Raw genomic sequence first — 26,100 nt, forward strand, 5'->3', positions numbered from 1 at the left:
GGTTGTGGAAGATCACCCGTTCTACTGGATCTCCGTTCTTCTGTCCCGGTTTCCGTGAACCCTTGACGTCCCACCTCAAGCGTTAACTAACCGGCATTGGGGCTAGAGCAGCTCGGCCTTGAGGGTGATCGTGGTGCCGGCCAGGGCCTTGCTGACCGGGCAGTTGGCCTTGGCGTTCTCGGCGGCCTGCTGGAACTGCTCGGCCGTGATGTTCGGAACCTGCGCCTTGACCGTGAGCGCGATCCCCGTGATGCCCTCACCCGGCTGGAACGTCACGTCGGCGCTGGTCTGGATCGACTCCGGCGGAGTGCCGGCCCCGGCCAGGCCGTGGGAGAGCGCCATCGAGAAGCAGGAGGAGTGGGCGGCGGCGATGAGCTCCTCGGGGGAGGTCTTGCCGTTGGCGGCCTCGGCCCTGGAGGGCCAGGAGACCTCGAACGTGCCCACGCCCGAGGTGTCGAGCGAGACGGTGCCGGAACCGTCGAGCAGGGCGCCCTTCCACTGGGTCGTGGCGGTGCGGGTGGTGGCCATGGTGGTGCTCCCTCCGTTGCGGACTTCCGACGATAGCGCGGGCCTCGAAGGCTCTTGAAAGGCGGTCATCCGGCTCTACATTTGGCGCGAATAGTGTCATGCTCGGGTCGCGGCGCACGTGCCGCCTTGGTCCGGATTACACGGGAGTGTGGTGCCAGTGGAGGCACCGTACGACGACCGCCTGCTGCACCAGCGGGTGGTCGGCGGCGATGAGTCCGCGCTGGGCGAGGTTTATGATCGGCTCTCCTCGCTGATCTTCGGTCTCTCCCTGCGGATCACCAGGGACCGGGTGATCGCAGAGGACATCACTCAGGAGGTGTTCCTGGTCTTCTGGGAACGGCCGCTGGCCTACGACCCGGACCGGGGGACGTTGCGCGCCTGGCTGGCCACGATCGCGCACCGCCGGGCCGTCGATCACGTGCGGGCCGAGGAGCGCAGGCGGGTGTCCACGCTGGGACCCAGGCTGTTCGAGCGCGAGCCGGCGCGGCTGGAGGACACCGTGCTGACCGCCGACGAGGCCCGGCGGGTGCGCCGGGCGGTGGTCGCGCTGCCCGACGGCTTACGCCAGGCCGTCGAGCTGGCCTATTTCGGCGGAAGGACGTACCGGCAGGTCGGCGAGGAGCTCGGCGTGCCGGAGGGTACGGCGAAGTCGCGCATCCGGCTGGCGCTGCGGCGCCTGGCGGACGCGCTGGCGGAGGAAGAAGTGTGATGGACGCCCGGCTGCCGCACACAGTACGGGCGGACCTATGCGCGCACGGCACGCTCCGGTCGGACGCGCCCGCGCAGGAAGAGGTGTGATGGACCCCGTCGAGCGTCTCTACCTGGACGCGCTGATGGAGGACCAGGAGGTGCCGGCCCACTCGCTGCGGCCCCAGCTCCTGGCCGGGGCCCGGGCACGGCGCCGGCCGGCGGCTCCCACCGCCGCCTGGGCGGAGCCGTACGCCGCTCGCGTGGCCGCCATGGACGCGCTGCTGGCCTCGGCCGTGGACGACGACTGGTCGCGGATCATCGTCGAGGGCTGGACGCTCCAGGAACTCGTCGCCCACCTGGCCGCCAAGGACGGTCTCCTGGCCGCCTCCGTCGGCGCCCCGGTCCTGGGCCCGCCGATCGGGGTGACCGACTCGGCGAGCCGGACGAGCGACGTACAGGCTTATGAGCGGGCCCGCAGCCCCGAGCAGACGAGGAGGGACTGGCGCGCCCAGGCCGACGCGCTCTGCCGCCATCTCGCGGACCTGCCCGCCACCACCCTGGCCTCCCTCGACGGCATGGAGACCGTGGTCGGCGACCACATCCTGGCCAGGGGCCTGGAGACGTGGGTGCACACCGTGGACGCGGCGCTGACGGCGGGCGTCCGCCTGCCCGACCCGATCCCCCGGCACATCCACCCGACCGCCGACCTGTGTGCCCGGCTGCTGCCGTACACGATGCTCTTCGGCGGCATCGACGGCGCCGGCCGCACCCTGCGGCTCACGCTCACGGGCGAGGGCGGCGGGGAGTGGCGGATCGCGCTGGGCGTGGCGGACGCGGAGCCGGGCGAGCCCGACGCGCACATCACCGCGGACGTGGTGAAGTTCTGCTTTCTGCTCGGCGGCCGGGGCGATCCCGCCGATTTCCCCGCCGAGCTGGACGGGGACCTGGCGCTGGCCGGGGACGTCCTCGCCACTGCTCCCTCCCTTTCAGGTCCTTAGCCCGCAAAAGGGATGAATTCCGCTTAACCATTTATCGCTTATGTCGGTAAATGAGGGATAGGAAGGCTCCTGACCGGCTGCTCCTTGTCAATGAACAGCGCTGTGATTTGACGGGTTGTTTGGGTTAGTAGAGGTAAATGGGATTACGTGCATGGGTACGTCTGCCTCTGTCCGAGTGCCTGAAGAAACGGGCTCCGGGCTCCGGGTCGAACTACCCAGGACGGAAAGAATGCACGTGAATACCGAAAAATCACAGAAACGAGCGGGCAGGCGGATCGCGGCACTGGCTCTGGCGGGCGCCGCCGCCGGCATCATGCTCCTTCCCGCGGGCCAGGGGGTCGCCGTCGCGGGCGCGGGCACGGCCGCCGTCACGACCGGCGTCGGATACGTCTCGGGCGAGAAGCCCGTGCTCGGCTGCGGGGACCGCTGGTGCGGCCGCGGCTGGTGGGGCCGCCGCTGGTGGGGGCACCACCATCACCACCACGGGCACCACTATGACCACGAGTGGCACTCCGGGCCCCGGCACCACCACAACGAGCACCGCCCGCGCGTGGAGCGGGAGCACAAGGTGGTGCCGGACCACAAGGAAGACCCGTACAAGAAGGATCCGTACAAGAAGGACCCGTACAAGAAGGACCCGTACAAGAAGGACCCGTACAAGAAGCATCCGTACAAAGAGGATCCGTACAAGGAGGAGCCCTACAAGGAGGACCCGTATAAGTGGGGCAAGCCGGACAGGCCGTATGACCCGCGGCCCGGCTGGGGTGACTGGTCGCCGTTCCGGGAGGACGACGACCAGTAGGAGCCCGGGACCGGGCGCCGATCGTCTTCGCCGCCCGGGAACGACCGTTCGACGAACGCCGCGGCCTCTCGACCGGCCGCGGCGCTCACCCTCCGGGGAGGCCGGCCGGTGCGCCCGGCGCGCCCTTCCCGGAGGTCCGGGCGCGCGGCGTTCGCCCTCGGGGGAAGGGCGGCCGCCGCCCTGCCGGCCGTCCGTCGTCTAGGCTCGGCGCATGACGAGAGGGGGTCCTCGTGGCGGATGAGGTGACGGGGCTCGCGGGGTTCCTGTACGAGTTCGGGCTGCTCAAGCGGTACAAACGGACCGGCTGGCTGGTCGCGGGCGTGCGCGACCCCGAGAGCATCGCCGAGCACTCCTTCCGCGCGGCCGTCATCGCCGCCGTGATCGCCGCCATGGAGGGCGGCGACCCCGAGCGGGCCGCGTTCATGAGCCTGTTCCACGACACGCAGGAGACCCGCGTCACCGACATCCCCTACATCGGCAAGCGCTACCTCAAGGCCACCGCCAACGAGGACGTCACCGCCGACCAGGTGCGCGGCCTGCCGCCCGAGGTGGCGGGCCTGGTGAGCGGCGCGGTGGGCGAATACGAGGCCAAGGCCACCCTCGAAGCCGTCTGCGCCCGCGACGCCGACAAGCTGGAGTGCCTCATCCAGGCGGTCGAATACCGGGAGCAGGGGCACCACAACGTCCAGGGGTGGATCGACAGCTCGCTGGCCGCCATCACCACCGAGACCGGCAAGCGCCTGGCCGAGGAGGCCCTGAGCACGGGGACCCTGGACTGGGTGATCCGCGTGCTCAACGGCGACTGACCCCGGCCCCCTTCGGCCGCGGGGCCCGGACGGGTCGGCCGGGTCCCGGCAGGCTTCCCCGTCCGGTGCCGGTCAGGGGTGTGTCATTCGGCGGTGGCCTGGGTGACGAGGTCCCTGGCGTAGTCGTCGTCGCTCTCCGCCAGCACCCGCTCGGTCCCGCGCGCCGCCCGCTCGTCCCCGCGCCGCGCCAGCCCGCGCGTGGCCTCGGCCACCGTGCGCAGGTCGGGGTCGGAGAGGCGGGCCGCCAGCGCCTCCCTGATCCGCGGCGTGTCGGCGGAAAGCCCCGCCAGCCCGGAGGTCGCCCAGTCGCGGATCTCCGAGTCGTCGTCCTCGGTCATGGAGATCAGCAGCTCCAGCCCCTCCTCGTCGTCCGGCGGCAGCACGTCGGCCAGCGCGATCGGGTCGGTGATGGTGCGCTTGTGCCCGGGACGCCGCAGGATGTCCAGCACGTACGGCAGCGCCCGCGGATCGCCCTGGTGGCCGAGCGCGGCCAGCACCGAGCGCAGCACCTGCGGGTTGCCCTCCGTGGTGACCATCTTCTGCAGCAGCGGCAGCGTCCGCTCCAGGTACGGCTTCTCCCCGTCGGCGAAGCCGAACTGGGCGATGGCGTCCACCCCGAACTCCCGCTCCCTGGCGTCCTCGCTCACGCACAGGCGCACCAGCGCTTCGTACGTCTCCTCGTCGGCCCGCCTGCCCAGCGAGTCGGCCACGACCCACCAGGTCTCGGCGTCCTCGTCGATGTCGCGGTGGGCCAGGGCGCGCGCCACGAGCTGCTCCACCGGCGGTTGGACGCCCGCCGCGTCCTCCAGCAGGGTCGCGATGGCGGCGTGGCCGCGCTGCGCCTGCACCTGCTCGCTCTCCGAGCCGTCGGCCGAGCGGCCGGCCACGGTGACCAGCTCGGTGCCGTCCTTGGCGTACTGGCGGGCCACGACGTATTCCCAGCCGTCCTGCTGGATCTGGTCGAGCAGCGCGCTCTCCAGGTGCACGCCCACCCAGTCGACGGCGATCTCCAGCGGCGAGTCGCCGTCGCCGTCGTACTTCTGGTGGTCGGCGCCGGCCTCCAGCAGGGCCTGCACGACGCCCAGCGCGCCGCGCCTGGCGGCCAGCGTGAGCGCGGTGTCGCCGTCGTCGTTGGTGGTGTCGACGTCGGCCCCGGCCTCGATCAGCAGGCGGGCGACGGCGGCGTGGCCGTTGGCGGCGGCCCAGAGCAGCGCCGTCCAGCCGCCGGACTCCCGGCCGTCGACCTCGGCGCCGGCCGCGAGCAGCGCCTCGGCCACCTCCGTGCGGTCCCAGGCGGCGGCCGCGCACAGCGGCAGCCCCTCCTCTTCGCCCTCGCTGGGCCGGTTGGGATCGGCGCCACTGGCGAGCAGCTTGCCGACGGTCTCGGTCTCGCCGTTCAACGCCGCGCGGTAGAGCTGTTCCTCATGCATGACAGGGACCCTAGCCTGGTCCGGCCGCGCCCCGGGCCAAGGCCGGGGCCCCGTGTCATGGCGTGGTACGCACGCGGCCCGCGCGCGGGTTCAGATTCCTCTACGGATGTGCATGTTTCGACGGATAGGGGGATTCCTCCTCAAGGAGGAGCTGCATCCCGCGGCAAACGCGATATGTTGCGAGTATGAGTGACCCTGGTGAGCTCCGCGCGTCGGACGCCGAGCGAGAGGCCGTCGTCGAACAACTCCGTGTCGCCTCGGTCGAAGGCAGGCTCACGCTCGCCGAGCTGACCGACCGCACGGAGGCAGCCTACACCGCCACCACCCACGCCGAGCTGGCCCTGCTCACCCAGGACCTGCCCTCGGCCGGCGCCGCCATGCCCGCGCCCGCCCCCGCGCGCGAGGGCAGGAAGCGGCGCTGGTTCGTCGGCGTCATGGGCGACTCCAAGCGGCGTGGCACCTGGCGGATCGACCAGGAGCTCGGCGCGGTCGCGGTGATGGGGGACGTGCTGCTCGACCTGCGCGAGGCCGAGGTGCGCACGGACACGGTGAACATCCTGGCCGTCGCGGTGATGGGCGACGTCAAGATCATCGTCCCCGACGGCGTCTACGTGGACCTCGACGGCATGGCGATCATGGGCGACAAGAAGGTGAAGGTCGACCAGGCGTCGCCCGGCATGAACGTGCCGGTGATCCGCGTGCAGGCGTACGCCGTGATGGGCGACGTCAAGGTGGTCGGCGACTCGCAGGCCCAGCCGGTGCAGCGCGGGTTCGCGGCCTGGCGCGAGCACTGGCGGCGGATGCACGGCGACGACTGGCGCGAGATCGGCCGCCGCCTGCACGCCGAGGGCCGCGAGATCCACCGCCAGATCCGCGACGACACGCGCGAGATCAACCGGCAGATCCGCGACGACACGCGCGAGATCAACCGGCAGATCCGCGACGACACGCGCGAGATCAACCGGCAGATCCGCGACGACATGCGCCGGATGGGTCACTGACGATCCCGTGCAACGTCCGGGCCCTCCCACCGCGTAGTGATCGGTGAACATCACCGAGCAGTGAGGACCCTCGATGCGGGATCGAGCCGACTTCGAGCACTACGTCGAGCAGCGCTCGGCCCGCCTGCTCAGGACGGCGTACCTGTTGTGCCGCGACTGGGGCACGGCCGAGGACCTCGTCCAGACGGCGCTGGCCCGCGCCTGGCTGGCCTGGCGCCGCGTGGGCGCGAACCCCGACCCGTACGTCTACCGCATCCTGACCAACACCCACGCCTCCTGGTGGCGGCGCCGGTGGCGGGGCGAGGTGGCCACGGGCGAGCTGCCCGACAGCGCCTGCCCCCAGGACGCGCAGGCGGCTCTGGGCACGCGTGAGGCGCTGCGGAAGGCGCTGGCCGCGCTGCCGCCCAAGCAGCGCGCCGTGGTCGTGCTGCGGTACTTCGCGGACCTGCCCGACGAGGAGATCGCCGGGATCGTGGGCTGCTCGGTGGCCACCGTACGCAGCCAGGCCAGCCGCGCGCTGGCCAAGCTGCGGCTCGACCCGGCGGCCAGGGCCGCGATGGAGACGGGAAGCTGACCGTGACGACCAGACAAGAGCAAGAGCTGCGCGAACTGCTCGCAAGTGACAGCGACGGCGCGCCCCCCGGGGGCGTGACCGTGGCGCGCGTGGACGCCAGGGCCCGCGAGATCCGCCGGCGGCGGGCCCGGGTGACCGGCTCGGTCGCGGTGGCCGCGCTGGCCGTCGTGGCCGCCGCGGGACTGCCGCGCGCCGGCGCCGCGCCCGCCGACCGGGAGGAGCTCTGGACCGGCGTGCTGGCCCAGCCCCGGCAGGAGCAGCGGTTCGTGCCGGTACCGCCGCTCTTCCACCGCTACGACCAGGGCGGCAAGAAGGAGACGTTCTCCTTCCTGACCCCCTCCGCCACGAAGGTGTCGTTCGGGATGAGCTGCCCGGACGACGGCTACGCGCTGATCTGGCTCGACGGCCGGCTCGTGGCCAGTGGCCGCTGCGGGCCGACCGTCAAGGCGCCGCCCGGGTGGCTGAAGCAGGCCCCGGCGGTCGCCGAGGGCGTGCACGAGGCCACGGTGGCCGTGGTGCCCGCCTCCGCCGCCGGGGCGGCCCCGATGACCGTGGCGCGCGCCGAGCGGGTGCTGGCCGGGCTGCGCCCCTACCGGGCGAGCTGGCGGGTGACCGTGCTGGACGGCCGCACGCTGGAATGCCGGGCCGACGTGGTCCGCGTCGACCCGGAAAGCGGCGCCATCATGCCGCGCTGCTCGACCCGCCGCGACTGACAGGGGGCGGCCCGCGCCGGGCACCGGCCCAGCCCGCCGCCAGGCATCGGCCCAGCCCGCCGCCAGGCATCGGCTCAGGCCCGCGCCGGGCAGTGACCGAGCCCGCGCCGGGCATCGGCCCAGCCCGTGAGTGGCACGGGCGTCAGCCCGCGACGGGCACCGGCTCCCGGCGGGCCGCCTCGTAACGTTCCAGGATCACGTCCACCAGCTCGGGAGCCGGCCCCAGCACGTCGGAGACCACCTCGGCCCCCGCCGCCAGCGCGTCGCGCCGCACCTTGTCGGCGAAGTAGCCGGGAGCCAGCAGGTACGGCGCCACGACCACCCGCGGCGCCCCCGCCCGCAGCAGCCCGGCGACCGCCTTGGCCGGGGTCGGCGCGGCGGCCGAGGCGTACGCGGGCGCCACGGTCCACCAGCCGGACCGCCGCCACCCTCGGGCCAGCTCCGCGACCACCGCGTTGGCGCGGGCGTCGCTGGAGCCCGCCGACACCAGCACCACGGCCGTGTCCGGGTCGCCCGCCGGCACCCCCGCCTCGGCCAGCCGCCGCTCCAGCGCGGACAGCAGCAGCGGATGCGGGCCGAGCGTGCGCCCGTAGCGGACGCGCAGGCGCGGCTCGCGCGCCCTGACCTCGTTCAGCGCCGCCGGCAGGTCCACCCGGCTGTGGTAGGCCTCGGTGAGCAGCAGCGGCAGCACCACGGCCTCCCGCAGGCCGCCCAGGGCCTGGCCGAGGGTCGGGGCGCAGTGGTCCAAGTACGCCACCCGCACGTCCATCGGCACCCGGCCGGCGAACGCGTCGAGCAACGCGGCCACGGTGGCGGCGGCCCGCGGGTCGCGCGACCCGTGCGCCACCGCCACCAGTGGCACGCGGCCGGGGGCCGCCCCGCCTGCCAACGGGACGGGACCCCCGCTGGGGATCACAGGTGAATGCCGCATTCGACCTTCCCCAGGCCCGCCCAGCGTCCGCTGCGCGGGTCCTCGCCCTCCGCGACCTGCCGCGTGCACGGCGCGCAGCCGATCGAGGGGTAGTTGTCGTAGTGCAACGGGTTGATCAGCACGCCGTTGTCGGCGATGTAGTTGTCGACGTCCTCCTGGGTCCAGGCGGCGATCGGGTTGACCTTGACCATCTGCCGCTTGGCGTCCCACTCCACGACCTTGGTGCCGGTCCTGCTGGGCGACTCGTCGCGGCGGATGCCGGAGATCCACGCCAGGTACGGCTCCAGCGCCCGGTTCAGCGGCTCCACCTTGCGCAGGTAGCAGCACAGGTCGGGGTTGCGCCCGAACAGGCGCGGCCCGAGGTCGCGATCCTGCTCCTCGACCGTGCGCGACGGCTTGATGTCGATCACGTTCACGTCATAGACCTGCCGCACGGCGTCGCGCGTGCCGATCGTCTCGGCGAAGTGGTAGCCGGTGTCGATGAACAACACGTCCACGCCGGGCTTGACCCTGCTCACGAGGTCGATGAGCAGGGCGTCGCTCATCGAGGAGGTCAGGCACAGCCGGTCGCCGAACGTCGCCGCCGCCCACCTGATGATCTCCCGGGCGGGCGCGCCCTCCAGGAACTTCGCGGCGGACTCGACGATGTCCTGGAGGTCGAGCGCGCCGCCCTGCTGTCTCAAACCGACCTCGATGTCGACCAGCGTCATATCTTCACTCCGATTCCAAGGAATTTCAGCTTGAAGGCACGAGCGCAGGCGCGGCAGTACCAGCCGCCGCCGCCAGTCGCGGGCCCGGCGGCGGCGTTCAGCTCGCCCTCGTAGGGCTCGAGGTCCTCGTCGCCGCAGTACGGGCAGTGAAAGGGAACCGCTCGTGTGGTCATTTCAGGTCGGCCTCGTCCGCTCGCTGGACCCAGTCCGCGAAGGACTCGCCTTCCTTCTTCTGGCTGTCGTAGTTGGACACGACGCGCGCCACGTAGTCGGGCAGCGCCTTGGCTGTGGTCTTGAGGCCGCGTACTTTCCTGCCGAAGCCGGCGTTGACACCGAGGGAGCCGCCCAGGTGGATCTGGTAGCCCTCGACCTGCTCGCCGTTCTCGTCCACGACGAGCTGGCCCTTCAGCCCGATGTCGGCCACCTGGATGCGGGCGCAGGAGTTGGGGCAGCCGTTGAGGTTGATGGTCAGCGGCTCACGGAAGTCGGGCAGCCGCCGCTCCAGCTCGTCGATCAGGTCCATCGCGGTGGCCTTGGTCTCGACGATGGCCAGCTTGCAGAACTCGATGCCGGTGCAGGCCATCGTCTGGCGGCGGAAGGTGGAGGGGTTGACCTGGAGGTCGCCCGCCTCCAGCTCGGCCACGAGCGAGTCGACCCGGTCGGGCGCGACGTCGAGGATGACCATCTTCTGCTCGACCGTGGTGCGGACCCGGTTGGAGCCGTGCCGCTCGGCGATGTCGGCGATCAGGTGCAACTTGTCGCCGTCGACCCGGCCCACCTTGGGCGCGAAGCCGACGTAGAAGTTGCCGTCCTTCTGCGGGAAGACGCCCACGTGGTCGCGCCGGTTGTCGCGCGGCGCCTCGGGGGCGGGCCCGTCGGGCAGCGGCTCCTTGAGGTATTCGGTCTCCAGGATCTCCCTGAACTTCTCCGGCCCCCAGTCGTTGACCAGGAACTTGATGCGGGCCCGGTGGCGCAGCCGGCGGTAGCCGTAGTCGCGGAAGATGCCGACCACGCCCTCGTGCACGTCGGCCGCCTTCTCGGGGCTGACGAACACGCCCAGCCGCTTGCCCAGCATCGGGTTGGTCGACAGGCCGCCGCCCACCCACAGGTCGTAGCCGGCCTCGCCGCGCTCGTTGACCACGCCGACGAAGGCGACGTCGTTGATCTCGTGCACCGTGCAGTGCGCCGGGCAGCCGCTCAGCGCCGTCTTGAACTTGCGCGGCAGGTTGGAGTAGGCCGGGTTGCCGACGACCCGGTCGTAGATCTCGCGGATCTGGTCGCTGGCGTCGAGCACCTCGCCGGTGTCGATCCCGGCCAGCGGGCAGCCCATGATCACGCGCGGGGTGTCGCCGCACGCCTCGGTCGTGGACAGGCCCACGGCCTCCAGGCGCTCCCAGATGTCCGGCACCGACTCGATCTCGACCCAGTGGAGCTGGATGTTCTGCCGGTCGGTGATGTCGGCGGTGCCGCGGGCGTACTCGTTGGAGATGTCGGCGATCGTGCGCAGCTGGGCCAGGTCGAGCTGGCCGCCGTCGATGCGCACGCGCAGCATGAAGTAGCTGTCGTCCAGCTCCTCCGGCTCCAGGATCGCGGTCTTGCCGCCGTCGATGCCGGGCTTGCGCTGGGTGTAGAGGCCGTACCAGCGCATGCGCCCGCGCAGGTCGGCCGGGTCGATCGAGTCGAAGCCCCGCTTGGAGTAGATGTCGATGATGCGCTGGCGGACGTTGAGACCGTCGTCGTTCTTCTTGTTCTCTTCGTTCTTGTTCAGCGGCTCACGGTAACCGAGAGCCCACTGACCTTCGCCGCGCGGGCGCTTGTGGTGCCGGCTGGCAGGAGTCCGGCTGGCAGGGGTGCTCATTGCGCGTCCTTCGGATCATGGGCGCGCGCAGCGATCCTCCTGCCTCGTCGTCGAGGGCAGGGCTGGAGAGGAGGAGTGCGACGCGCTCAGCGGTAAAGAAGATGGGGTTAGCGGGCGTCGCAACAGATGGCACTGCGGACACGCTGAAGGTCGACGTGGCGTCGACCGGTGAGCATCGGGTCCGCTGGCATGCTTCGAGGTTACTCCGGCCGTCCGGGATGTCCAAGACCGGGTCCAGACTGTGGGATAGTGTCAGCCTTGACGCGGCCAGTCCAGCTCCGACTCCCCGGGCCGCGCCTGCTCCTGGTGCTGGCAGTCGCACCACGAGCCGCCGCGGCAGTCCTCGTGGCGCTTGTCCTTGCAGCTCTCGCAGATCACGCCTGCATTATCCCTCTTCGCGCCGCGACAATCAGGGGCGGATCAGGGTCTTACCGGATGACACGACCGGCATGGCCGGTGACATGCTGTGAGCATGCGCACAATCCTGAACGTCATCTGGCTGGTGTTCGCGGGGATCTGGCTGGCCATGGGTTACGCGCTGGCCGGGATCATCTGCTGCATCCTCATCGTCACGATCCCGTTCGGCATCGCCTCGTTCAGAATCGCCGCGTACGCGCTGTGGCCGTTCGGCCGGACCGTGGTGCGCGACCCCGACGCGGGCGTCTTCTCCCTCCTCGGCAACATCATCTGGTTCGTCGTCGCCGGGATCTGGCTCGCCATCGGCCACGTCGTGACCTCGATCCCGCTGTTCATCTCCATCATCGGCATCCCGCTGGGCGTGGCCAACATCAAGCTGATCCCCGTGTCTCTCCTTCCTCTGGGCGCGCGCATCGTCGACAACGACTAGGGCAGGACCTGGGACGTAAGCTGTCCCGAAGAGTCACTGCGAATACCGTTGGGTGCCATGACGTCCACCGATGCGCCGCCCAGGCCCAAGCGAGGGCTCGTCTCCCACGCCCGGGCCCGGCTGAACTGGGTGCTCGACACCAAGTCGTGGGCGATCGTGCGCGCGGCCACGAACGCCGGCGTCACCTACCGGGTGACCGGCCTGGCCGGCGAGGCGGCGTTCTTCGCGCTGCTGTCCCTGCCGCCGTTCGTGCTGGGCCTCATCGGCGTGCTGGGCAAGCTCGGCACCTGGCTCGGGCCGGGCGTGGTCGCCGAGGTGAAGACCTGGGTGATCGAGCAGGCGGGGCTGCTGTTCACCGACGACGCCGTCAACAAGGTGATCAACCCGCTCATCACCGACGTGCTCAGTGACGACGCGGGCAAGGTGTCGATCATCTCGCTGGGCTTCCTGCTGTCGCTCTGGTCCGGCTCCCGGGCCCTTTACGTCTACGTCGACCTCATCTCCGTCGCCTACGGCCTGGGCGAGGAGCGCGGCATCATCCGCACCCGCCTGATGTCGTTCGGCCTCTACGTCATCGGACTGATCATCGGCATCATCGTCATGCCGATCCTCGTCGTCGGCCCCACCCTGATCAAGGACGCGCTGCCCGCCGACTACGGCATCGCGATCGACCTGCTCTACTGGCCGGTGGTGATCATCGGCTCGGTGCTCTTCCTGACCGTGCTCTACCACGTCAGCGTGCCGGTGCGCACCAAGTGGTACCGCGAGCTGCCCGGGGCCATCCTGGCGCTGTTCCTGTGGATCGTCTGCGCGGCCGTGCTGCGCGCGGTGCTGGCCGCCTGGTTCTCGCCCGTCTCGGTGTACGGCTCGCTCGCCGCGCCCATCGCACTGCTGCTGTGGCTCTACATCACCGCGCTGGCCGTGCTCATCGGCGCCATCCTGAACGCGGAGGTGGACCGGCTCTGGCCGGGCGTCGGCAGGACCAGATAGCCCATACCGCCAAGGGCCCATGTCCGGAATAATCCCCTCGATGAACGTGCAGCGAAGGGTCGGCCCCTACCTCCTGGTCAGGAAACTGGGCGAGGGCGGGATGGGCATCGTCTACCTCGCCCAGGACCCGGCCTCCGCCCCCGTCGCGCTCAAGGTGCTGCGGCCCGAGCTGGCCGGCCGCGAGGACTTCAGGCGCCGCTTCACCCGGGAGGCCGAGGCCGCCAGGCAGGTGGCCAGGTTCTGCACCGCGCCCGTGCTGGACGCCGGGTTCGACGACGGCACCGCCTACCTCGTCACCGAATACGTCGAGGGCCCCGACCTGTCGGCCCTGGTCGAGACGCGCGGCCCGATGCGCGGCGCGAACCTGGAGGCGCTGGCCGTCGGCGTCGCCACCGCGCTGGCCGCCATCCACCAGGCCGGCGTGGTGCACCGTGACCTCAAACCGTCGAACATCCTGCTGAGCGCCGTCGGGCCGCGCGTCATCGACTTCGGCATCGCCCGCCTCGCCGAGCCGGACGCCACCCAGTCCGCGGCCGTGGTGGGCACGCCCGCGTACATGGCGCCCGAGCAGGCCGGCGGCGGGCCCATCACGGCGGCCAGCGACGTGTTCGCCTGGGGCGGCGTGGTCACCTACGCCGGGACGGGCCGGCCGCCGTTCGGCACCGGGCAGGTGCCGGAGGTGCTCTACCGGGTGGCGCACCACGTGCCGCGCCTCGACGGGCTGGACGAGCGGCTGCGGGTGCTGGTGGAGCAGGCGCTGCGGAAGGAGCCGGCCCGGCGGCCGACCGCGCAGCAGCTCCTCGACCGCCTGCTCGGCCGCGAGCACGCCACGGTCTCCTGGGCCACCCGCGCCGTCAGCGACGCCTGGACCCCGCCCGCCGCCCCTGAGCCGCCCGTGGCGCCCCCCGGATCGCCGCCCACCACCGCCCCCGGCCAGGCGCCCGCGACGCCCCCGGGCACGCTGTCCGCGCCCGGCCGGACCGTCGCCGGGCAGGCGGGTCCGGGGCAGGCAGGCTCCGGGCAGGCGGGTTCCGGGCAGGCGGGTTCCGGGCAGGCGGGTCCGGGGCAGGCAGGTTCCGGTCAGACGGGTTCCGGGCAGGGCGGGCGCTGGGTCGCGCCCGCCGTCGCGGCCGTGCTCGCCTCCGTGCTGACGATGGGCGGCGCGCTGGCCCTGTGGCGGCCGTGGCAGGGAAGCGGGACGGCCGCGGTGACGCGCACCGTGTACGAGACCGTCACCTCCGTCCCCGACTCCCCGGCCGCGGACGCCACCGCTTCCGATCCCACCGGCTCCGATCCCGCCGGTTCCGGTCCCACCGGCTCCGATCCCGCGGACTCCGGCTCCGATCCGGGTTCCGAGGCCGAGGAGACGTCCGCCTCCCAGGCGCGCACCGACCCGCCGGCCACCGTCACCCCCGGCAGCAAGCAGGCGGCCGTGTCCAAGGAGATCAACAACGGCTGGAGCACGTTCCCGGCCGTCATCAGGATCTCCTCCCTGCGCCGGCAGGGCGAGAACGTCAGGCTCGAGTTCACCCTCAAGAACAACCACTCGCAGACCTCCCTCGGGCTCTACGGCCTCACCGAGTCCAACTCCTCCAACCTCGGCGACATCGAGATGGTCCTGCCCGGCCGGCCGCTGCCCGTCAAACCCCTGTGGGAGAACGACCAGTGCGCCTGCTCCGGCATGAGACCCGGCGACTTCATCCCGGCCGGCCAGGAGCGGCGCCTGTTCGCCGTCTTCCGCGGCGTGCCCGAGAACGTGACGACGGTCGACCTGGACATGAAGAACCTCGGACACTTCGCGAACCTGCTGATCACGAAGAGGTAGGCCCCCGCGCATCCGATAAGGTCTAGGTCGAGACGCGACTGGCGCATTGGGTGGGATCGACCACCAGGGAGCGAAGGGAGCGGAGGCCGTGCGCCTGGGTCTTCGCACATCGTCAACGATGACAGGAGAGTCATGAGTTCTCTCGCTAGCGTCGACCCGCAGATCGCCGAGCTCATCAAGGCGGAAGAGCGCCGTCAGTCCGACACGGTCAAGCTGATCGCGTCGGAGAACTACGTGTCGAAGGCCGTTCTTGAGGCCACCGGCACCGTGCTGACCAACAAATACTCCGAGGGCTACGCGGGCAAGCGTTACTACGAGGGCCAGCAGGTCATCGACCAGATCGAGAGCCTGGCCATCGAGCGGGCCAAGGCCGTGTTCGGCGTCAACCACGCCAACGTGCAGCCCTACTCGGGCTCGCCCGCCAACCTCGCCGTCTACATGGCGTTCCTGCAGCCGGGCGACACCGTGATGGGCATGGGCCTGCCGTTCGGCGGCCACCTCACCCACGGCTGGTCGGTCTCGGCCACCGGCAAGTGGTTCAACCCGGTCCGCTACGGCGTGCGCAAGGACACCGGCCGCATCGACCTCGACGAGGTCCGGCAGCTCGCCCTGGAGCACCGGCCGAAGCTGATCTTCTGCGGCGGCACCGCCATCCCGCGCACGATCGACTTCGAGGGCTTCGCCTCCATCGCCCGCGAGGTCGGGGCCGTGCTGGCGGCCGACATCGCCCACATCGCCGGCCTGGTCGCGGGCGGCGCGCACCCGTCCCCGGTGGGCCACGCCGACGTGATCTCCACGACCACGCACAAGACGCTGCGCGGCCCGCGCGGCGCCATGCTGATGGCCACGAGCGACGAGCACGCCACCGCGCTCAACAAGGCCGTCTTCCCCGGCCTGCAGGGCGGCCCGCACAACCACACCACCGCCGCCATCGCCGTCGCGCTCCACGAGGCCGCCCAGCCGGCCTTCCGCGACTACGCCCACCAGGTGGTGCGCAACGCCAAGGCGCTGGCCGACGAGCTGTCCTCGCGCGGCTTCGACCTGGTCTCCGGCGGCACCGACAACCACCTGATCCTGCTCGACCTGACCCCCAAGGGCATCGGCGGCAAGCCGGCCGCGCAGGCGCTCGACCGCGCCGGCCTGGAGACCAACTACAACACGGTGCCGTTCGACACCCGCAAGCCGTTCGACCCGTCCGGCATCCGCATCGGCACGCCGTCGGTCACCTCGCGCGGCATGGGCGAGACGGAGATGCGCCAGATCGGCGCCTGGATGGACGAGGTCGTCACGGCCGTGGCCAAGGGCGACGCCGAAGACGTCATCCGGCGCGTGCACCACGAGGTCAGCGAGCTGACCTCGCAGTTCCCCGCCCCGGGCCTGTCCTAGCGCCTCCGGTCCCGGCGCGGGCCCTCTGGGTCCCGTTCCGGCGCGGCCTTCTGGGCCCTGCTCCGGCGTGGCCTTCTGGGCTCTGCTCCGGCGCGGCCTTCTGGGCTCTGCTCCGGCGTGGCCTTCCTCTTCCTTTACGGCAAGCCGGCGAGACGGCCACCCGCCGCACGTGGCGGGTGGCCTCCAGGGAGACGCTTCTGGACCCGCACATGTCCGGCCGCCGTAACGGCGCACCCTGGCCATGACGGTGGTGACCATCCCGTGCCGTCGGTCCGGGACACGCAGGCGAGCGCCCCACCGCACGGGCTCCCTTGTGCGGCGGGGCGCTCGGCGCGAGCGGGGTGGGCCGGAGTACCCCGTCGCGGTGTCCGGCCGGCGACCCGGAGAATCGGGCCCGCCCGGCCGGGGACGGCCGGGGAAAGGACGGAACCGAATCGTCCCCTCCCGGCCTCTCGAAGCCTTGCTGTCCCGGTTTGGCAGTACGGCAAGCAGTACGCGCGGCGGGCCGATGAGGTTCAATCCGCCGATCCGCGAATTTCCCCTCCGGGCGCATTCGGCCCGCCCCGAAACGCCGGAAAGCCCTCCCACCAGCGGTGAGAGGGCTCGTTCCGGGGGCCGTAAAGCCTCGGCTCGTGCGGGGAGCCGGCCGGCGGTGGCCGGGCACGACCGCCCGGCGGTCACGCCCGGATGGTGAGCAGTTTCTTGCCCGTCGAGGTGACCACCTCGAAATGGTCGACGTCCGGCAACTGCGTGGCGCTGCCGCCGTGCATGTAGAGCGGCTCGGGGGAGCCCGGCACTCCGTACCCGGCTGGAGGTACGGACCATCCGGTCATCACCCGCCGCTCGCCCGACTTGCCGACCGAGATCAGCTCGCACTCCAGCGGCCCCTTCACCCCGGCCAGTTTGAGCGCCGCGTGCGTGCCCCAGCCCTTCGACTCCACGACCAGCCCGCCGGTCACCCCGTCCACGCCCTTGCCCTCGATGGGCCTGCCCGTGGCGTAGAAGTGCTCGGCCGGGCCCATGCTCGCGTCCATGTGACCGCCGTGCCCCTGGGCGATCTGGGCCGTGCCGCCCGCGTCGGCGTCGAGCTGCGTGCCGACCGTCAGCCCGCCCGCCACCAGGGTGACCGCCGCCGCCATCCCGATCATGAACGTCCCCCGGCGCGCCTTCCTGTCGGCCGCCCGCTTGCGCCGGAGCAGGTCGATCACGTCACCTTGGCGGTCATAGGAAGGGGGGTCGGGATCCTCGACGGGCCCGATCCCCTGCAGCACGTCGGCCACGCCGGCCAGGTCGGACAGCTCGTAGCGGCAGGAGGGACAGCCGAGGAGATGGGCCTCGAAGGCCAGCCGGTCGTCCTCGTCCAGCAGCCCGAGCGCATAGGCGCCCACGTCAGTGTGCTCGACTCTCGAAGTCACGCCTTCACCCCCCTCTCCTCCAGTGCGATGCGCAGCGCGCGTACGGCGTAGTAGACCCGGGACTTCACGGTGCCGACGGGGATGCCGAGCACCGCGGCGGCGTCGTTGACCGACCGGTCCCGCAGGATCGTCTCGTTGAGGATCTCGCGGTGGGCCGGTGACAACGCCTTCAGCGCCTCGGACACGACCACCTGGTGCAGCAGTCCCTCCATCTCGTCGGGCACGGGCACGCTCTCCAGCGGCCCGTCGCCCGACTCCTGGGGGCGGGCGTCCCTGCGCCGCCGGTCATCGATCACGATACGTCTGGCGACCGTGGCGAGCCAGGGCATCAGCGAGACCGCGTCGGGGTCGAGCCGCTCGGCGCTCCGCCAGGCCCGGATCATGGTCTCCTGCACCACGTCTTCCGCCCACTGCCGATCGCCCGCGGTCAGCCGGATCACGAAGGCCAGCAGCGGCCTGTGGTATTCCCGGTAGAGCGCGGACACGACCACCTCGTCGTCCGGGCGTACGCGCCGGATCCAGTGGCGTAAGCGCGGCTTGCCCATCGGGGCGGCTCCCTCGGCCGAGGGCGGGGGACAAGCGCTGATTCGCATCTTTCCCCTTTCTCAGTCCGTCGGCAGGTGGTACGGCCGGCCGCCCTGGCCCGGTTCAACGGGGCGCGGAAGATAATCCGATTGCATCGCCGGGGACAGCATGCGTAGAGTGCTCCGGTAACTGATCGAGGAGGTGAGGACTATGCGGGTCTTCCTGTTCGGCATGTCCTCAGTCCACGTCCGGGCGCTCGTCTGACCAGCCCGTTCTCTCTTCCTGCACTTCCTTCTCGATCAAAGGTCTCACTGCGTTGTCTTACGATCTTTCTCTGCTCGGCTGGACCGCTCACCGCGCCGCCGAGCTGCCTGCCGACACCGTCCCCGCCCGCGTCTCCCGCGTGGACCGCGGCGCCGCCGAGGTGATCGCGGCCGACGGCCAGCACCAGGCCCGATACTCCGCGCGCGTGCGCCGCGCCTCGGCCGCCGATCCGGTGGCCCTGCCCTGCGTCGGCGACTGGGTCGCGCTCAGGTGGCTGCCCGAGGGCCGCTACGAGCTCGACGAGGTGCTGCCGCGCACGACCGCGTTCGTCCGCGGCGGCGTCAGCCGCGACTCGGTCGGCGGCCTGTCCGGCGACGGCCAGGGCCAGGTGCTCGCGGCCAACGTCGACGTCGTCTTCGTGGCCGAGCCGTCGATGCACTCGACGGACTTCGCCGACCTCGGCCGCATCGAGCGCCTCGTCGCCCTGGCCTGGGAGTCCGGCGGCACGCCCGTCGTGCTCGTCACCAAGTCCGACCTGTTCGAGGACGGTCTCGACGACCTGCTCGCCGACGTCCGGCTCGCCGCGCCAGGCGTGGACGTGCACGCCGTGTCCTCCCTGCACGGAGAGGGCGTCAAGCTGGTCGCCGACTACCTCGAAGGCTCCCGTACGGCCGTCATCCTCGGCCCATCGGGCGCCGGCAAGTCCACCCTGGTCAACGCCCTGGCCGGCGACGGCGTCATGACCACCCAGCAGGTACGCGCCGCCGACGGGCGCGGCCGGCACACCACCGTGCACCGGGAGCTGATCCCGCTGCCCGGGGGCGGCCTCGTCATCGACACGCCGGGGATCAGGCGGGTGGGCCTCTACGACATCGGGGAGGGCGTCGACCTCGTCTTCTCCGACATCGAGACGCTCGCCGAGCGGTGCCGCTTCGGCGACTGCGGCCACAACGGCGAGCCGGGCTGCGCGGTGCTGGCCGCCCTGGAGAGCGGCGAGCTGCCGGAGCGGCGGCTGGAGAGCTGGCGCAAGCTGCAGCGCGAGGCGTTGTGGATGGCCTCCAGGACCGACGCGCGGCTGCGCAAGGAACAACAGAGCAAGTGGAAGTCGATCACCAAGGAGATGCGCCGCTCCGGCCGCAACCGCCCCTGACACCCCACTGTCCCGTCCTGTGGCGGTGCGCCCGGGGGTGACGCCCTTCCGTTCCACCCCGTCCCCGGATGGGGTGGACGTCAAGGGACGCACGGTGTGACGCATGGTGCCGGGCAAGGGGGAGTGAGGGGAGGCGAGGAGTGGTTCCCGGCGGGTAGGCAGGGGTCATGGAGCTCTTCGCAGACCGGGCCGACGCGGGGGCGCAGCTCGCCGAGCGGCTGCGGGACGCGCGCGACCCGGTGATCCTCGCGCTGCCCCGGGGCGGCGTGGCGGTGGCCGTGCCCATCGCACGCAGGCTCGACGCCGTGCTCGACGTGCTCGTGACCAGGAAGATCGGCTATCCGCCGGCGCCCGAGCTGGGCGTCGGCGCGGTGGCGGAGGGCGGCGAGCCGGTGTTCGACCTGCCGCTGCTGCACCGCCTGGGCCTGACCCCGGAGTCCGTCGCCGACGTGGTGGCGGACGAGCGGCGCGAGCTGGCCCGCCGGGTGCGCGTCTATCGTGGCGACCGCCCCCTGCCGGCGCTCGGCGGCCGGGAGGTGATCGTGGTCGACGACGGCCTGGCCACCGGCGGCACCGCGCGGGCGGCGCTGCGGGCGGTCGCCACGGCCAAGCCCGCCAGGGTGACGCTGGCCGTCCCCGTCGGGGCGCGCGAGACCGTGCGCTCCCTGGGGGAGGAGTGTGACGAGGTGGTGGTGCTGCGGATGCCCGTCGACTTCAGGGCGGTGGGCCAGTGGTACGAACGCTTCGACCAGCTCAGCGACGCCGACGTCCTGCACCTGCTCGGCCGTGACTGACCACGCGACCTCGCGGCAGGCCGATCGGATCGGCCACTACGCCGGTCAGTCGGCGATGATGGCCCAGACGATCTTGTGGGAGCCGCCGGGGGAGAACCAGCCCCAGGCCGCGCAGAGGGCGTCGACCAGCCGCAGCCCCCGCCCGTACTCGGAGAAGACGTCGGGGGTGGCCGCCACCGGGACGGTCTGGCTGTGGTCGGTCACCACGCAGGCCAGCTCGGCGCCGTGCGAGACGAGCCGGAGCTGGGCGGCCCCGCCGCCGTGGCGCATCGCGTTGGTCACCAGCTCCGAGACCACCAGCTGGGCGTCGTAGGCATGCTCCAGCGCCCCCCAGGCGCTGAGCGTCTGGTCGACGAAGCGGCGGGCCGTCGCCACGCAGGCGGGTTCGAGCGCGGTGCCCCCGTGGAAGGGGAAGACGGCGTCGCAGTCTCCGGCATGCCCTTCCGCCAGAATGGTGGAAAGCCATCCTGGTGGCCGGGCACCGATGGCGGCTTGCGGCCGTGCGTCGAAAGTCGTCATTCTGGCCCCCGAAGCGCGGTCTGGTGATCCAATACCCATCTTTACGGGGAGTGCTTGGCGATGCAAGACTTTTCGTAGTTTACGGATGCGAACGCATCTGCACGTGCAGATGATCTAGGAGCGGTGGAGTGAGCGCAGAGAGCACGGAAGGGAAGCTTCTCAGCTATTCGCCGGGAAGCCCGACGGTGCTGCGGATCCTGCTCGGGACCCAGCTGCGCAGGCTCCGTACGGAGAAGGGTATCTCGCGGGAGGACGCGGGGTACTCGATTCGCGCATCTCATGCGAAGATCAGCCGGTTGGAGCTCGGCCAGGTCAGCTTCAAGCAGCGTGACGTGGCCGACCTGCTGACCCTGTACGGCGTCACCGACCCCGCCGAGCGGGAGCCCCTGCTCGCCCTGGCCAAGCAGGCCAACGCCCCCGGCTGGTGGCACAAGTACGGCGACCTGCTGCCCGCCTGGTTCGAGGTCTACATCGGCCTGGAGGGCGCGGCGTCCAGCATCCGCACCTACGAGAACCAGTTCGTCCCCGGCCTGCTCCAGACCCCCGCCTACGCCAGGGCGGTGATCGAGCTGGCCCACGAGAAGGCCCCCGCCTCCGAGCTGGACCGCCGCGTGGCGCTGCGCATGACGCGCCAGGAGCGGCTGGAGGGCGGCCTCACGCTGTGGGCGGTGATCGACGAGGCGGTCGTGCGCCGCACGCTGGGCGGCCCCGAGGTGATGCGCGAGCAGATCGAGCACCTGCTGGACGTCACCACCGCACGCAACATCACCGTGCAGGTCATGCCGTTCGAGCGGGGCGGCCACGCGGCGGCCGGCGGGCCGTTCAGCATCCTGCGCTTCCCCGAGCGCGAGCTGCCCGACGTCGTCTACATGGAGCAGCTCACCAGCGCCCTCTACCTGGACAAGCCCGCCGATTCCGACCACTACATGGAGGTCATGGACCGGCTGAGCATCCAGGCGGAGGAGCCGAAGGCGACCAGGCGCTTCCTGGAACGGCTCCTTTCCCGATGAGCTGCTCCATTTCCCTGTGATCCACTCCATAGGGTGATTTTGGTCGTCCGGTATATGGAGCAGTTCGTGCTGCCGTATTGTCGGCGCAAACGCGGATGCACGTGCATCCGTAAGATCGCGAGGAGCCGCCCCCATGCACGAGTTCCGGAACGGAGCCCCCGCCGGCCGCCTTCCCGTCGTCTGGCGCAAGAGCAGGCGGAGCAACCCCAACGGCAACTGCGTCGAGATCGCGAACCTGCCCACGGGGGAGATCGCCATGCGCAACTCACGCTTTCCCGAAGGTCCCGCGCTGGTCTACACGCGGGCCGAGATCACCGCGTTCGTCCTGGGGGCCAAGGACGGCGAGTTCGACGACCTCATCGTCTGACGCCTGGTCGTCTGACGTCGTCCTAGCTCGTCTGACGTCGTCTGAGCGCGGGTGACCTCTGCTCTCCCAGGGGGTTACGGTCGGGGCGGGCAGGGGTTTCGGTCACTGCTGGTGGGGTGGGGGCTCGTTGTGCCAGCACCACCGCGTCAGGCGCCGGCGGCCGGGCAGCTCCGCGCGCCCGGTGGCCCACAGCAGGGTGGTCCAGGGGTCGGCGCCGCCGGGCGCGCCGGGGAAGAGCCTGGCCAGCGCCCGGGCGCACAGGCGGGCGGGCGGCGTCCAGTCCAGGCCGAGGCCGCCCGCGAGGTCGTGCACGTGCACGAGCGTCTCGACGAGGCCCATGGCCGCGCAGGCCGAGGCGTCGGCCGGGCCGAAGATGTGGTGGGCGCGGGCGTGCGGCGGGGCGGTGCGCACCATGGCGGCCAGCAGCGCGCCGCTCGACTGGAGCACCTGCAGCAGCCCCGTGACCCCGGCGGCGGGGTCGGCGCGCACGGCGTTCCTCGGGCCGCCCGGCGTGCGGCTCTCCATGGCGAAGGGCACGTTGACGTCGAGCGGCGGCACCGTCAGCCCGAGCTGCACGGCGTAGGCGAACAGGTCGTCCGCCAGGTGCTCGGCGGTCTCCCAGCAGGTCCAGTCGAGTGATCCCGCCCTGGCCTGCCAGGCGGCGGGGCCGGACGCCCGGCGGAGAGTCTCGACGGCCAGCCGCACGGCCTCTTCCAGGTCTTCGGCGGTCACGGTCGCGCGCGCCGGGCCCGGCGACGACGAGGGGGAGCCCGCGGTCGGTGGGGGCGGCGGCGATGACGAGGGGGAGCCCGCGGCGGGCGGGCCCGGCTGCGATGACGGGGAGGGTGATGCTGGTTCTGGCATGGCAGGCCACCCTACTCGCGGGCCCGGCCGTCCGATGGCAGCGGGTGAGCCTCACCGCCGGGTGACACTTCCGTACGCGGACGGCCGCCGGCCTCTCGGGACCGGCGGCCGTGCCGGGGATCAGCGGTAGACGCGGGGGTCGGCCTGGAGGCCGCGCGTCAGCCGTACGGTGATGAACTCGTTGTCGTCCGGCTTGCCGGGCGTGCGGCCGTTGGAGAAGGGGAAGTTGTTGTCGTCGAGCACGCCCAGCGTGCGGTCGTCGAGGATGACCACGTCCTCGATCGTCTGGAACGGGAACCTGAACGTGCCGGGCGCGCCGCCGAGGCCGCGCGGGTCGGCGAGGTCGAGCAGGTCGGCGACCAGCGTCTTGTCGAGCGCGCCGTCGCGGTCCCTGTCGCGCGTGTCGGCCAGGTAGATCCGCTTGACCTTGGCGGCGTCGCCCTGGAGGTTGTCCCGCTCGATGATCAGGAAGCGGTTCCCGTCGACGGCGATCGCGTCGCCGATGGCGTGGGAGGGGTCGTCCAGCCGGTAGGTCCAGCGGCGGTCGGTGTAGGAGCGTGCGCGCAGGTCGAACTCGTACATGCGCAGCGTGCCCGCCGGGTCGCCGCTCACCGTGCCTTCGAGCAGCGGATAGAGGCGGCGGCCGTCCACCGACCTGGCCATGCCCTCGAAGCCCTTGCTGCTGCCCAGGTTCGGCTGCCCGCCGTTCAGGTCGGGGTTCTCGGGGGCCTTGACGCCGGGGAGCGCGACCGGCGCCTCCATGAGGCGGCCCTTGCGGTCGAAGTGCAGCAGGTAGGGGCCGAACTCGTCGCCGATCCAGTACGTGCCGTCCGTGGTGCGCACGATCGACTCGACGTCGAAGTCGGCGCCGGTCAGCGTGCGGTCCTGCCGGGTGAGCGGGAAGGGCACCAGGCCGCGCGGGTCGGTCAGGTGGAAGCCGCCCAGCAGCCGGACGGACCTGTTCCTGAAGTCCGGCTTGATCCGGTGGACGCGCAGCAGGAAGTCGGAGCTGTTGGCCTTGTTGCCGTACCCGTTGTCCGACAGCACCTCGAAGGTGCCGTCGTGGCGGCGCACGATGCCGCTGAAGCCCTGCACGGGCTGCCCGCCGAAGGGCGGGGTCACGCCGTTGACGGGCGCGGTGCCGAGCAGCGACCCCGACGGCTCGCTGCCGGGGACGAAGGTCAGCGCGGGCAGGGAGGCGAAGCCGGTGAGCGTGGCCCGGCCGAAGGCGCCCCGGTCGCGGTCCGCGCTCGCGGGGACGGCCGCCAGGCCGAGGGTCAGCGCGCCCGCGCACATCAGGATGGCGATGCGTTTCATGCCGGGCACGTTAGGGCGGCCACATGACGCGCTCCCGAACGGACGGCAACCTGCGATGACGTCCGGATGTCGGGCTGTGACGCGAGTCCGTCACGCGGGCGCGGCCGGGACCGGCGGGCGTCGCCCTGGTCCCTCACGCGGGCGCGTGTGTGCGGCCGGCTCGGCCGGGAACGGGCGGGCGTCGCCCTGGTTCGTCACGCGGGGGCGCGAATGCGGCGTTCACCCGGCGGACGGAGAAATGTCAGAGTGGCATGCCATGCTGGCGGCATGACCGAGGTGATGGAGGTTTGATCCGCCTGATCAGGCAGTTGCCCCGACCGGGTTCGCCAGAGCCTGGGCATGGAGGGCCAGGCTCCGGTTCATCGGGACAACTGCGTGATCACGCGATGCTGGTGACGCTGCCGGGTGTGTCAGGCGGCGGAGATGCCGGCGCTGGCCGCGCGGCGCATACGACGGCGACGCTCGCTGGCGCGCTCGTCCTCGTTGAGACCGCCCCACGTGCCGTACTTCTCGGGCCGCGACAGCGCGTAGTCAAGGCACTCGTTACGGACGGGGCACTGGGCGCAGATCGCCTTGGCCTTCCGCTCGCGTACGTCACGCTCGGGCTGCCGCTCCCCATCGGGGCCGAAGAAGAGCACGAGGTCCTCACCCCGGCACGCGGCATCATCCTGCCAACCCCAGCTGGGGCGCGGGCGGGCGAGCTGCCGACGTACCTGAGACATGAGAAAACCACCTTCGTGAGAGGTATTTCGGTAATTGAGCCGCATTGGACGCTTTTGGCGTCACTGTTCCAACGCAAGGCCGGGCCGTGATGTTCCCTGTTCAGGCGAGGGCAGGCGTGGCGTACCGCACAGGCGTGAGCCTGTCCAGCGAAACCAGCCGGTAGGTGGTGATCGTCTCGGCGCAAGCCGTACCACACGGCGCGGTGAACGCCGATGGCTCGATCACAACCTGGAGCCGGACGTCGCCGCAGCGCACAATGGCTTCGGTGACGTCGCCGTCCGTCCTGGAGGATTCCACGGCCACCGCACCGACGGAGCACTCTCCCGTATGGGCTCGGGCGAAGTGCTCGACGGCCTGCAATGGCTCAGGGATGCCTGCGCGCCCCCGGTAGCGGTCGAGAATGATCTCGCCCGACCGGTACGCGTTAGCCGCTGCCGATGCAGCAGCCTGAGACATGCTGCCGTAGAAAATTCCGTGTGGCAAGCACACGAGGTTGGCGGCGTAGCGATCGCCGCCAACGTGTGACGTTTCCCACACTCTGTCCGGCAACTTTTCGGCCAGGGACCGAGCGAGGGGTAGTCCAATGCGGGCGCAGCACACATTGCGCTTGGCGTGCGTGCAGACCAGAAATACCGGCTCGTCTTCAAGTATGCAGGACTCCGGGACCACTCCGGCCACGAGCGCGTCCAGGTCAAGATCGTCAGGACCTGCGATGACGCCGGCGGCCACCCAGGGCCGCTCGCCCGCCGCGTACGCCACTAGCACACGGATTCCCTGCTCCCGTGGGCGGGTCCGCCTTCCCGGGCGGCGGATGAGCTGGGGCCTGATACCGCGTTCGAGCGCCCGGCGGACGAGTTTCGCGATTTCTTCAGGAAGTTCGCAGTTTTCCAGGCGGGAGGGCCACGCTCCGGTGTATTCGATGAGCAGCCACAGCCGGGCCCCCACGGTGGCGCTCGCCAGTGTGGGCAGCTCGCCGCTGTGGCAGCCGACCGGATGCTCGCAACCCCTGGCCACCGTACATGCCCCTTCCCGATCCGCTTGTTAGGTAAGACTAACCTAACGG

30 protein-coding genes and 1 riboswitch are annotated in these 26,100 nt (G+C 71.4%); of the genes, 15 read left to right on the plus strand and 15 right to left on the minus strand.

The genetic code is table 11. The features are described 5' to 3' along the window. Positions 1 to 102: 102 nt before the first annotated feature. On the minus strand, positions 103 to 528 hold the full coding sequence (locus IO39_RS37190; RefSeq protein ID WP_043633970.1) for an OsmC family protein: 426 nt from the start codon (positions 526 to 528) through the stop codon (positions 103 to 105). Positions 529 to 679: 151 nt separating this feature from the next. On the opposite strand from IO39_RS37190, the gene IO39_RS37195 reads away from it, so the two are divergent. The 4 genes from IO39_RS37195 to IO39_RS37210 all read left to right on the plus strand — a co-directional run bounded on the left by IO39_RS37195 (position 680) and on the right by IO39_RS37210 (position 3,824). After that, the gene (locus IO39_RS37195; RefSeq protein WP_211267303.1) at positions 680 to 1,237 is read left to right on the plus strand and encodes a sigma-70 family RNA polymerase sigma factor; all 558 of its coding nucleotides are present in this window, start codon (positions 680 to 682) and stop codon (positions 1,235 to 1,237) included. 88 nt (positions 1,238 to 1,325) lie between these two features. Continuing rightward, the gene (locus IO39_RS37200) at positions 1,326 to 2,216 is read left to right on the plus strand and encodes a maleylpyruvate isomerase family mycothiol-dependent enzyme (RefSeq protein ID WP_043633974.1); all 891 of its coding nucleotides are present in this window, start codon (positions 1,326 to 1,328) and stop codon (positions 2,214 to 2,216) included. Between the two features lie 235 nt (positions 2,217 to 2,451). Further along, positions 2,452 to 3,018, plus strand: a complete 567-nt coding sequence (locus tag IO39_RS37205) for a hypothetical protein (protein ID WP_157549482.1) — start codon at positions 2,452 to 2,454, stop codon at positions 3,016 to 3,018. A gap of 230 nt (positions 3,019 to 3,248) precedes the next feature. After that, positions 3,249 to 3,824 (plus strand): HD domain-containing protein, encoded by a 576-nt coding sequence (locus tag IO39_RS37210; protein ID WP_043633978.1) that lies wholly within the window; start codon positions 3,249 to 3,251, stop codon positions 3,822 to 3,824. Between the two features lie 83 nt (positions 3,825 to 3,907). On the opposite strand, the gene IO39_RS37215 is transcribed toward IO39_RS37210, so the two are convergent. Further along, positions 3,908 to 5,254, minus strand: coding sequence for an ankyrin repeat domain-containing protein (locus tag IO39_RS37215; protein WP_245642510.1), 1,347 nt, complete (start codon positions 5,252 to 5,254; stop codon positions 3,908 to 3,910). Between the two features lie 185 nt (positions 5,255 to 5,439). Between IO39_RS37215 and IO39_RS37220 the strand changes: the two genes are divergently transcribed. The 3 genes from IO39_RS37220 (at position 5,440) to IO39_RS37230 (ending at position 7,542) form a co-directional block, all read left to right on the plus strand. Further along, the gene (locus tag IO39_RS37220) at positions 5,440 to 6,255 is read left to right on the plus strand and encodes a DUF1707 SHOCT-like domain-containing protein (RefSeq protein ID WP_084774142.1); all 816 of its coding nucleotides are present in this window, start codon (positions 5,440 to 5,442) and stop codon (positions 6,253 to 6,255) included. A 73-nt stretch (positions 6,256 to 6,328) separates the two neighbouring features. Then, the gene (locus IO39_RS37225; RefSeq protein ID WP_043633983.1) at positions 6,329 to 6,829 is read left to right on the plus strand and encodes a SigE family RNA polymerase sigma factor; all 501 of its coding nucleotides are present in this window, start codon (positions 6,329 to 6,331) and stop codon (positions 6,827 to 6,829) included. Between the two features lie 2 nt (positions 6,830 to 6,831). After that, a complete protein-coding gene (locus IO39_RS37230; protein WP_157549485.1) occupies positions 6,832 to 7,542 on the plus strand; it encodes a hypothetical protein in 711 nt (236 codons plus the stop codon). Between the two features lie 142 nt (positions 7,543 to 7,684). On the opposite strand, the gene IO39_RS37235 is transcribed toward IO39_RS37230, so the two are convergent. The 6 genes from IO39_RS37235 to IO39_RS59190 all read right to left on the minus strand — a co-directional run bounded on the left by IO39_RS37235 (position 7,685) and on the right by IO39_RS59190 (position 11,419). Continuing rightward, complete coding sequence (locus IO39_RS37235; protein ID WP_084774144.1) at positions 7,685 to 8,473, minus strand: sirohydrochlorin chelatase; 789 nt, start codon at positions 8,471 to 8,473, stop codon at positions 7,685 to 7,687. Further along, positions 8,455 to 9,183 carry a phosphoadenylyl-sulfate reductase gene (locus IO39_RS37240; RefSeq protein WP_043633991.1) on the minus strand — a complete coding sequence of 243 codons (729 nt, stop codon included), beginning with the start codon at positions 9,181 to 9,183 and terminating at the stop codon, positions 8,455 to 8,457. Before IO39_RS37240 ends, IO39_RS37235 begins: the two co-directional genes overlap by 19 nt. Then, the gene (locus IO39_RS58250) at positions 9,180 to 9,356 is read right to left on the minus strand and encodes an Insertion element protein (protein WP_084774146.1); all 177 of its coding nucleotides are present in this window, start codon (positions 9,354 to 9,356) and stop codon (positions 9,180 to 9,182) included. The genes IO39_RS37240 and IO39_RS58250 overlap by 4 nt, the downstream gene beginning before the upstream one ends. Continuing rightward, the gene (locus IO39_RS37245; protein ID WP_043633993.1) at positions 9,353 to 11,041 is read right to left on the minus strand and encodes a nitrite/sulfite reductase; all 1,689 of its coding nucleotides are present in this window, start codon (positions 11,039 to 11,041) and stop codon (positions 9,353 to 9,355) included. Before IO39_RS37245 ends, IO39_RS58250 begins: the two co-directional genes overlap by 4 nt. A gap of 107 nt (positions 11,042 to 11,148) precedes the next feature. After that, positions 11,149 to 11,232 (minus strand): putative leader peptide, encoded by an 84-nt coding sequence (locus IO39_RS59760; protein ID WP_357922150.1) that lies wholly within the window; start codon positions 11,230 to 11,232, stop codon positions 11,149 to 11,151. Positions 11,233 to 11,293: 61 nt separating this feature from the next. After that, the gene (locus tag IO39_RS59190) at positions 11,294 to 11,419 is read right to left on the minus strand and encodes a hypothetical protein (RefSeq protein WP_281200351.1); all 126 of its coding nucleotides are present in this window, start codon (positions 11,417 to 11,419) and stop codon (positions 11,294 to 11,296) included. Positions 11,420 to 11,513: 94 nt separating this feature from the next. Between IO39_RS59190 and IO39_RS37250 the strand changes: the two genes are divergently transcribed. From IO39_RS37250 to glyA, 4 genes are all read left to right on the plus strand, one after another. Next, positions 11,514 to 11,888 (plus strand): YccF domain-containing protein, encoded by a 375-nt coding sequence (locus IO39_RS37250; protein WP_043633996.1) that lies wholly within the window; start codon positions 11,514 to 11,516, stop codon positions 11,886 to 11,888. Between the two features lie 57 nt (positions 11,889 to 11,945). Beyond that, positions 11,946 to 12,878: a YihY/virulence factor BrkB family protein gene (locus IO39_RS37255; protein ID WP_245642511.1), complete on the plus strand. Its 933-nt coding sequence runs from the start codon at positions 11,946 to 11,948 to the stop codon at positions 12,876 to 12,878. Positions 12,879 to 12,918: 40 nt separating this feature from the next. Next, a complete protein-coding gene (locus IO39_RS57020) occupies positions 12,919 to 14,703 on the plus strand; it encodes a serine/threonine-protein kinase (protein ID WP_052423866.1) in 1,785 nt (594 codons plus the stop codon). A 24-nt stretch (positions 14,704 to 14,727) separates the two neighbouring features. After that, a riboswitch (ZMP/ZTP riboswitch) is annotated at positions 14,728 to 14,810 on the plus strand. A gap of 25 nt (positions 14,811 to 14,835) precedes the next feature. Then, complete coding sequence (gene glyA, locus IO39_RS37265) at positions 14,836 to 16,089, plus strand: serine hydroxymethyltransferase (RefSeq protein WP_043633998.1); 1,254 nt, start codon at positions 14,836 to 14,838, stop codon at positions 16,087 to 16,089. Positions 16,090 to 16,766: 677 nt separating this feature from the next. On the opposite strand, the gene IO39_RS37270 is transcribed toward glyA, so the two are convergent. Both IO39_RS37270 and IO39_RS37275 read right to left on the minus strand, forming a co-directional pair. Continuing rightward, on the minus strand, positions 16,767 to 17,504 hold the full coding sequence (locus IO39_RS37270; protein ID WP_084774150.1) for an anti-sigma factor family protein: 738 nt from the start codon (positions 17,502 to 17,504) through the stop codon (positions 16,767 to 16,769). Continuing rightward, positions 17,501 to 18,049 carry a sigma-70 family RNA polymerase sigma factor gene (locus IO39_RS37275; protein ID WP_043634005.1) on the minus strand — a complete coding sequence of 183 codons (549 nt, stop codon included), beginning with the start codon at positions 18,047 to 18,049 and terminating at the stop codon, positions 17,501 to 17,503. Before IO39_RS37275 ends, IO39_RS37270 begins: the two co-directional genes overlap by 4 nt. A gap of 296 nt (positions 18,050 to 18,345) precedes the next feature. Between IO39_RS37275 and rsgA the strand changes: the two genes are divergently transcribed. Both rsgA and IO39_RS37285 read left to right on the plus strand, forming a co-directional pair. After that, positions 18,346 to 19,443, plus strand: a complete 1,098-nt coding sequence (gene rsgA / locus IO39_RS37280; protein ID WP_043634008.1) for a ribosome small subunit-dependent GTPase A — start codon at positions 18,346 to 18,348, stop codon at positions 19,441 to 19,443. A gap of 167 nt (positions 19,444 to 19,610) precedes the next feature. Then, a complete protein-coding gene (locus IO39_RS37285; protein ID WP_043634011.1) occupies positions 19,611 to 20,237 on the plus strand; it encodes a phosphoribosyltransferase in 627 nt (208 codons plus the stop codon). A gap of 45 nt (positions 20,238 to 20,282) precedes the next feature. Here IO39_RS37285 and IO39_RS53400 read toward each other — a convergent pair whose 3' ends face one another. Next, entirely contained in the window at positions 20,283 to 20,756 is a 474-nt protein-coding gene (locus IO39_RS53400; RefSeq protein ID WP_169789190.1) for an ATP-binding protein, read from the minus strand. A 128-nt stretch (positions 20,757 to 20,884) separates the two neighbouring features. Here IO39_RS53400 and IO39_RS37295 point away from each other — a divergent pair, with 128 nt between their 5' ends. Continuing rightward, on the plus strand, positions 20,885 to 21,766 hold the full coding sequence (locus IO39_RS37295; RefSeq protein WP_043634017.1) for a Sco1979 family transcriptional regulator: 882 nt from the start codon (positions 20,885 to 20,887) through the stop codon (positions 21,764 to 21,766). A 133-nt stretch (positions 21,767 to 21,899) separates the two neighbouring features. Continuing rightward, entirely contained in the window at positions 21,900 to 22,133 is a 234-nt protein-coding gene (locus IO39_RS37300) for a DUF397 domain-containing protein (protein WP_043634021.1), read from the plus strand. A 102-nt stretch (positions 22,134 to 22,235) separates the two neighbouring features. Here the strand turns inward: IO39_RS37300 and IO39_RS37305 are convergent, their stop codons facing one another. The 4 genes from IO39_RS37305 to IO39_RS37320 all read right to left on the minus strand — a co-directional run bounded on the left by IO39_RS37305 (position 22,236) and on the right by IO39_RS37320 (position 26,051). Further along, positions 22,236 to 22,865: a maleylpyruvate isomerase N-terminal domain-containing protein gene (locus tag IO39_RS37305; RefSeq protein ID WP_043634024.1), complete on the minus strand. Its 630-nt coding sequence runs from the start codon at positions 22,863 to 22,865 to the stop codon at positions 22,236 to 22,238. A gap of 252 nt (positions 22,866 to 23,117) precedes the next feature. Next, the gene (locus IO39_RS37310) at positions 23,118 to 24,314 is read right to left on the minus strand and encodes an esterase-like activity of phytase family protein (RefSeq protein ID WP_043634026.1); all 1,197 of its coding nucleotides are present in this window, start codon (positions 24,312 to 24,314) and stop codon (positions 23,118 to 23,120) included. 410 nt (positions 24,315 to 24,724) lie between these two features. After that, positions 24,725 to 25,036, minus strand: coding sequence for a WhiB family transcriptional regulator (locus tag IO39_RS37315; RefSeq protein ID WP_080036407.1), 312 nt, complete (start codon positions 25,034 to 25,036; stop codon positions 24,725 to 24,727). 100 nt (positions 25,037 to 25,136) lie between these two features. Further along, positions 25,137 to 26,051: a sucrase ferredoxin gene (locus tag IO39_RS37320; RefSeq protein WP_043634029.1), complete on the minus strand. Its 915-nt coding sequence runs from the start codon at positions 26,049 to 26,051 to the stop codon at positions 25,137 to 25,139. Positions 26,052 to 26,100 lie beyond the last annotated feature (49 nt).

Origin of the sequence: Nonomuraea candida, from assembly GCF_000725485.1 — a bacterium.
Taxonomy (GTDB): Bacteria; Actinomycetota; Actinomycetes; order Streptosporangiales; family Streptosporangiaceae; genus Nonomuraea; species Nonomuraea candida.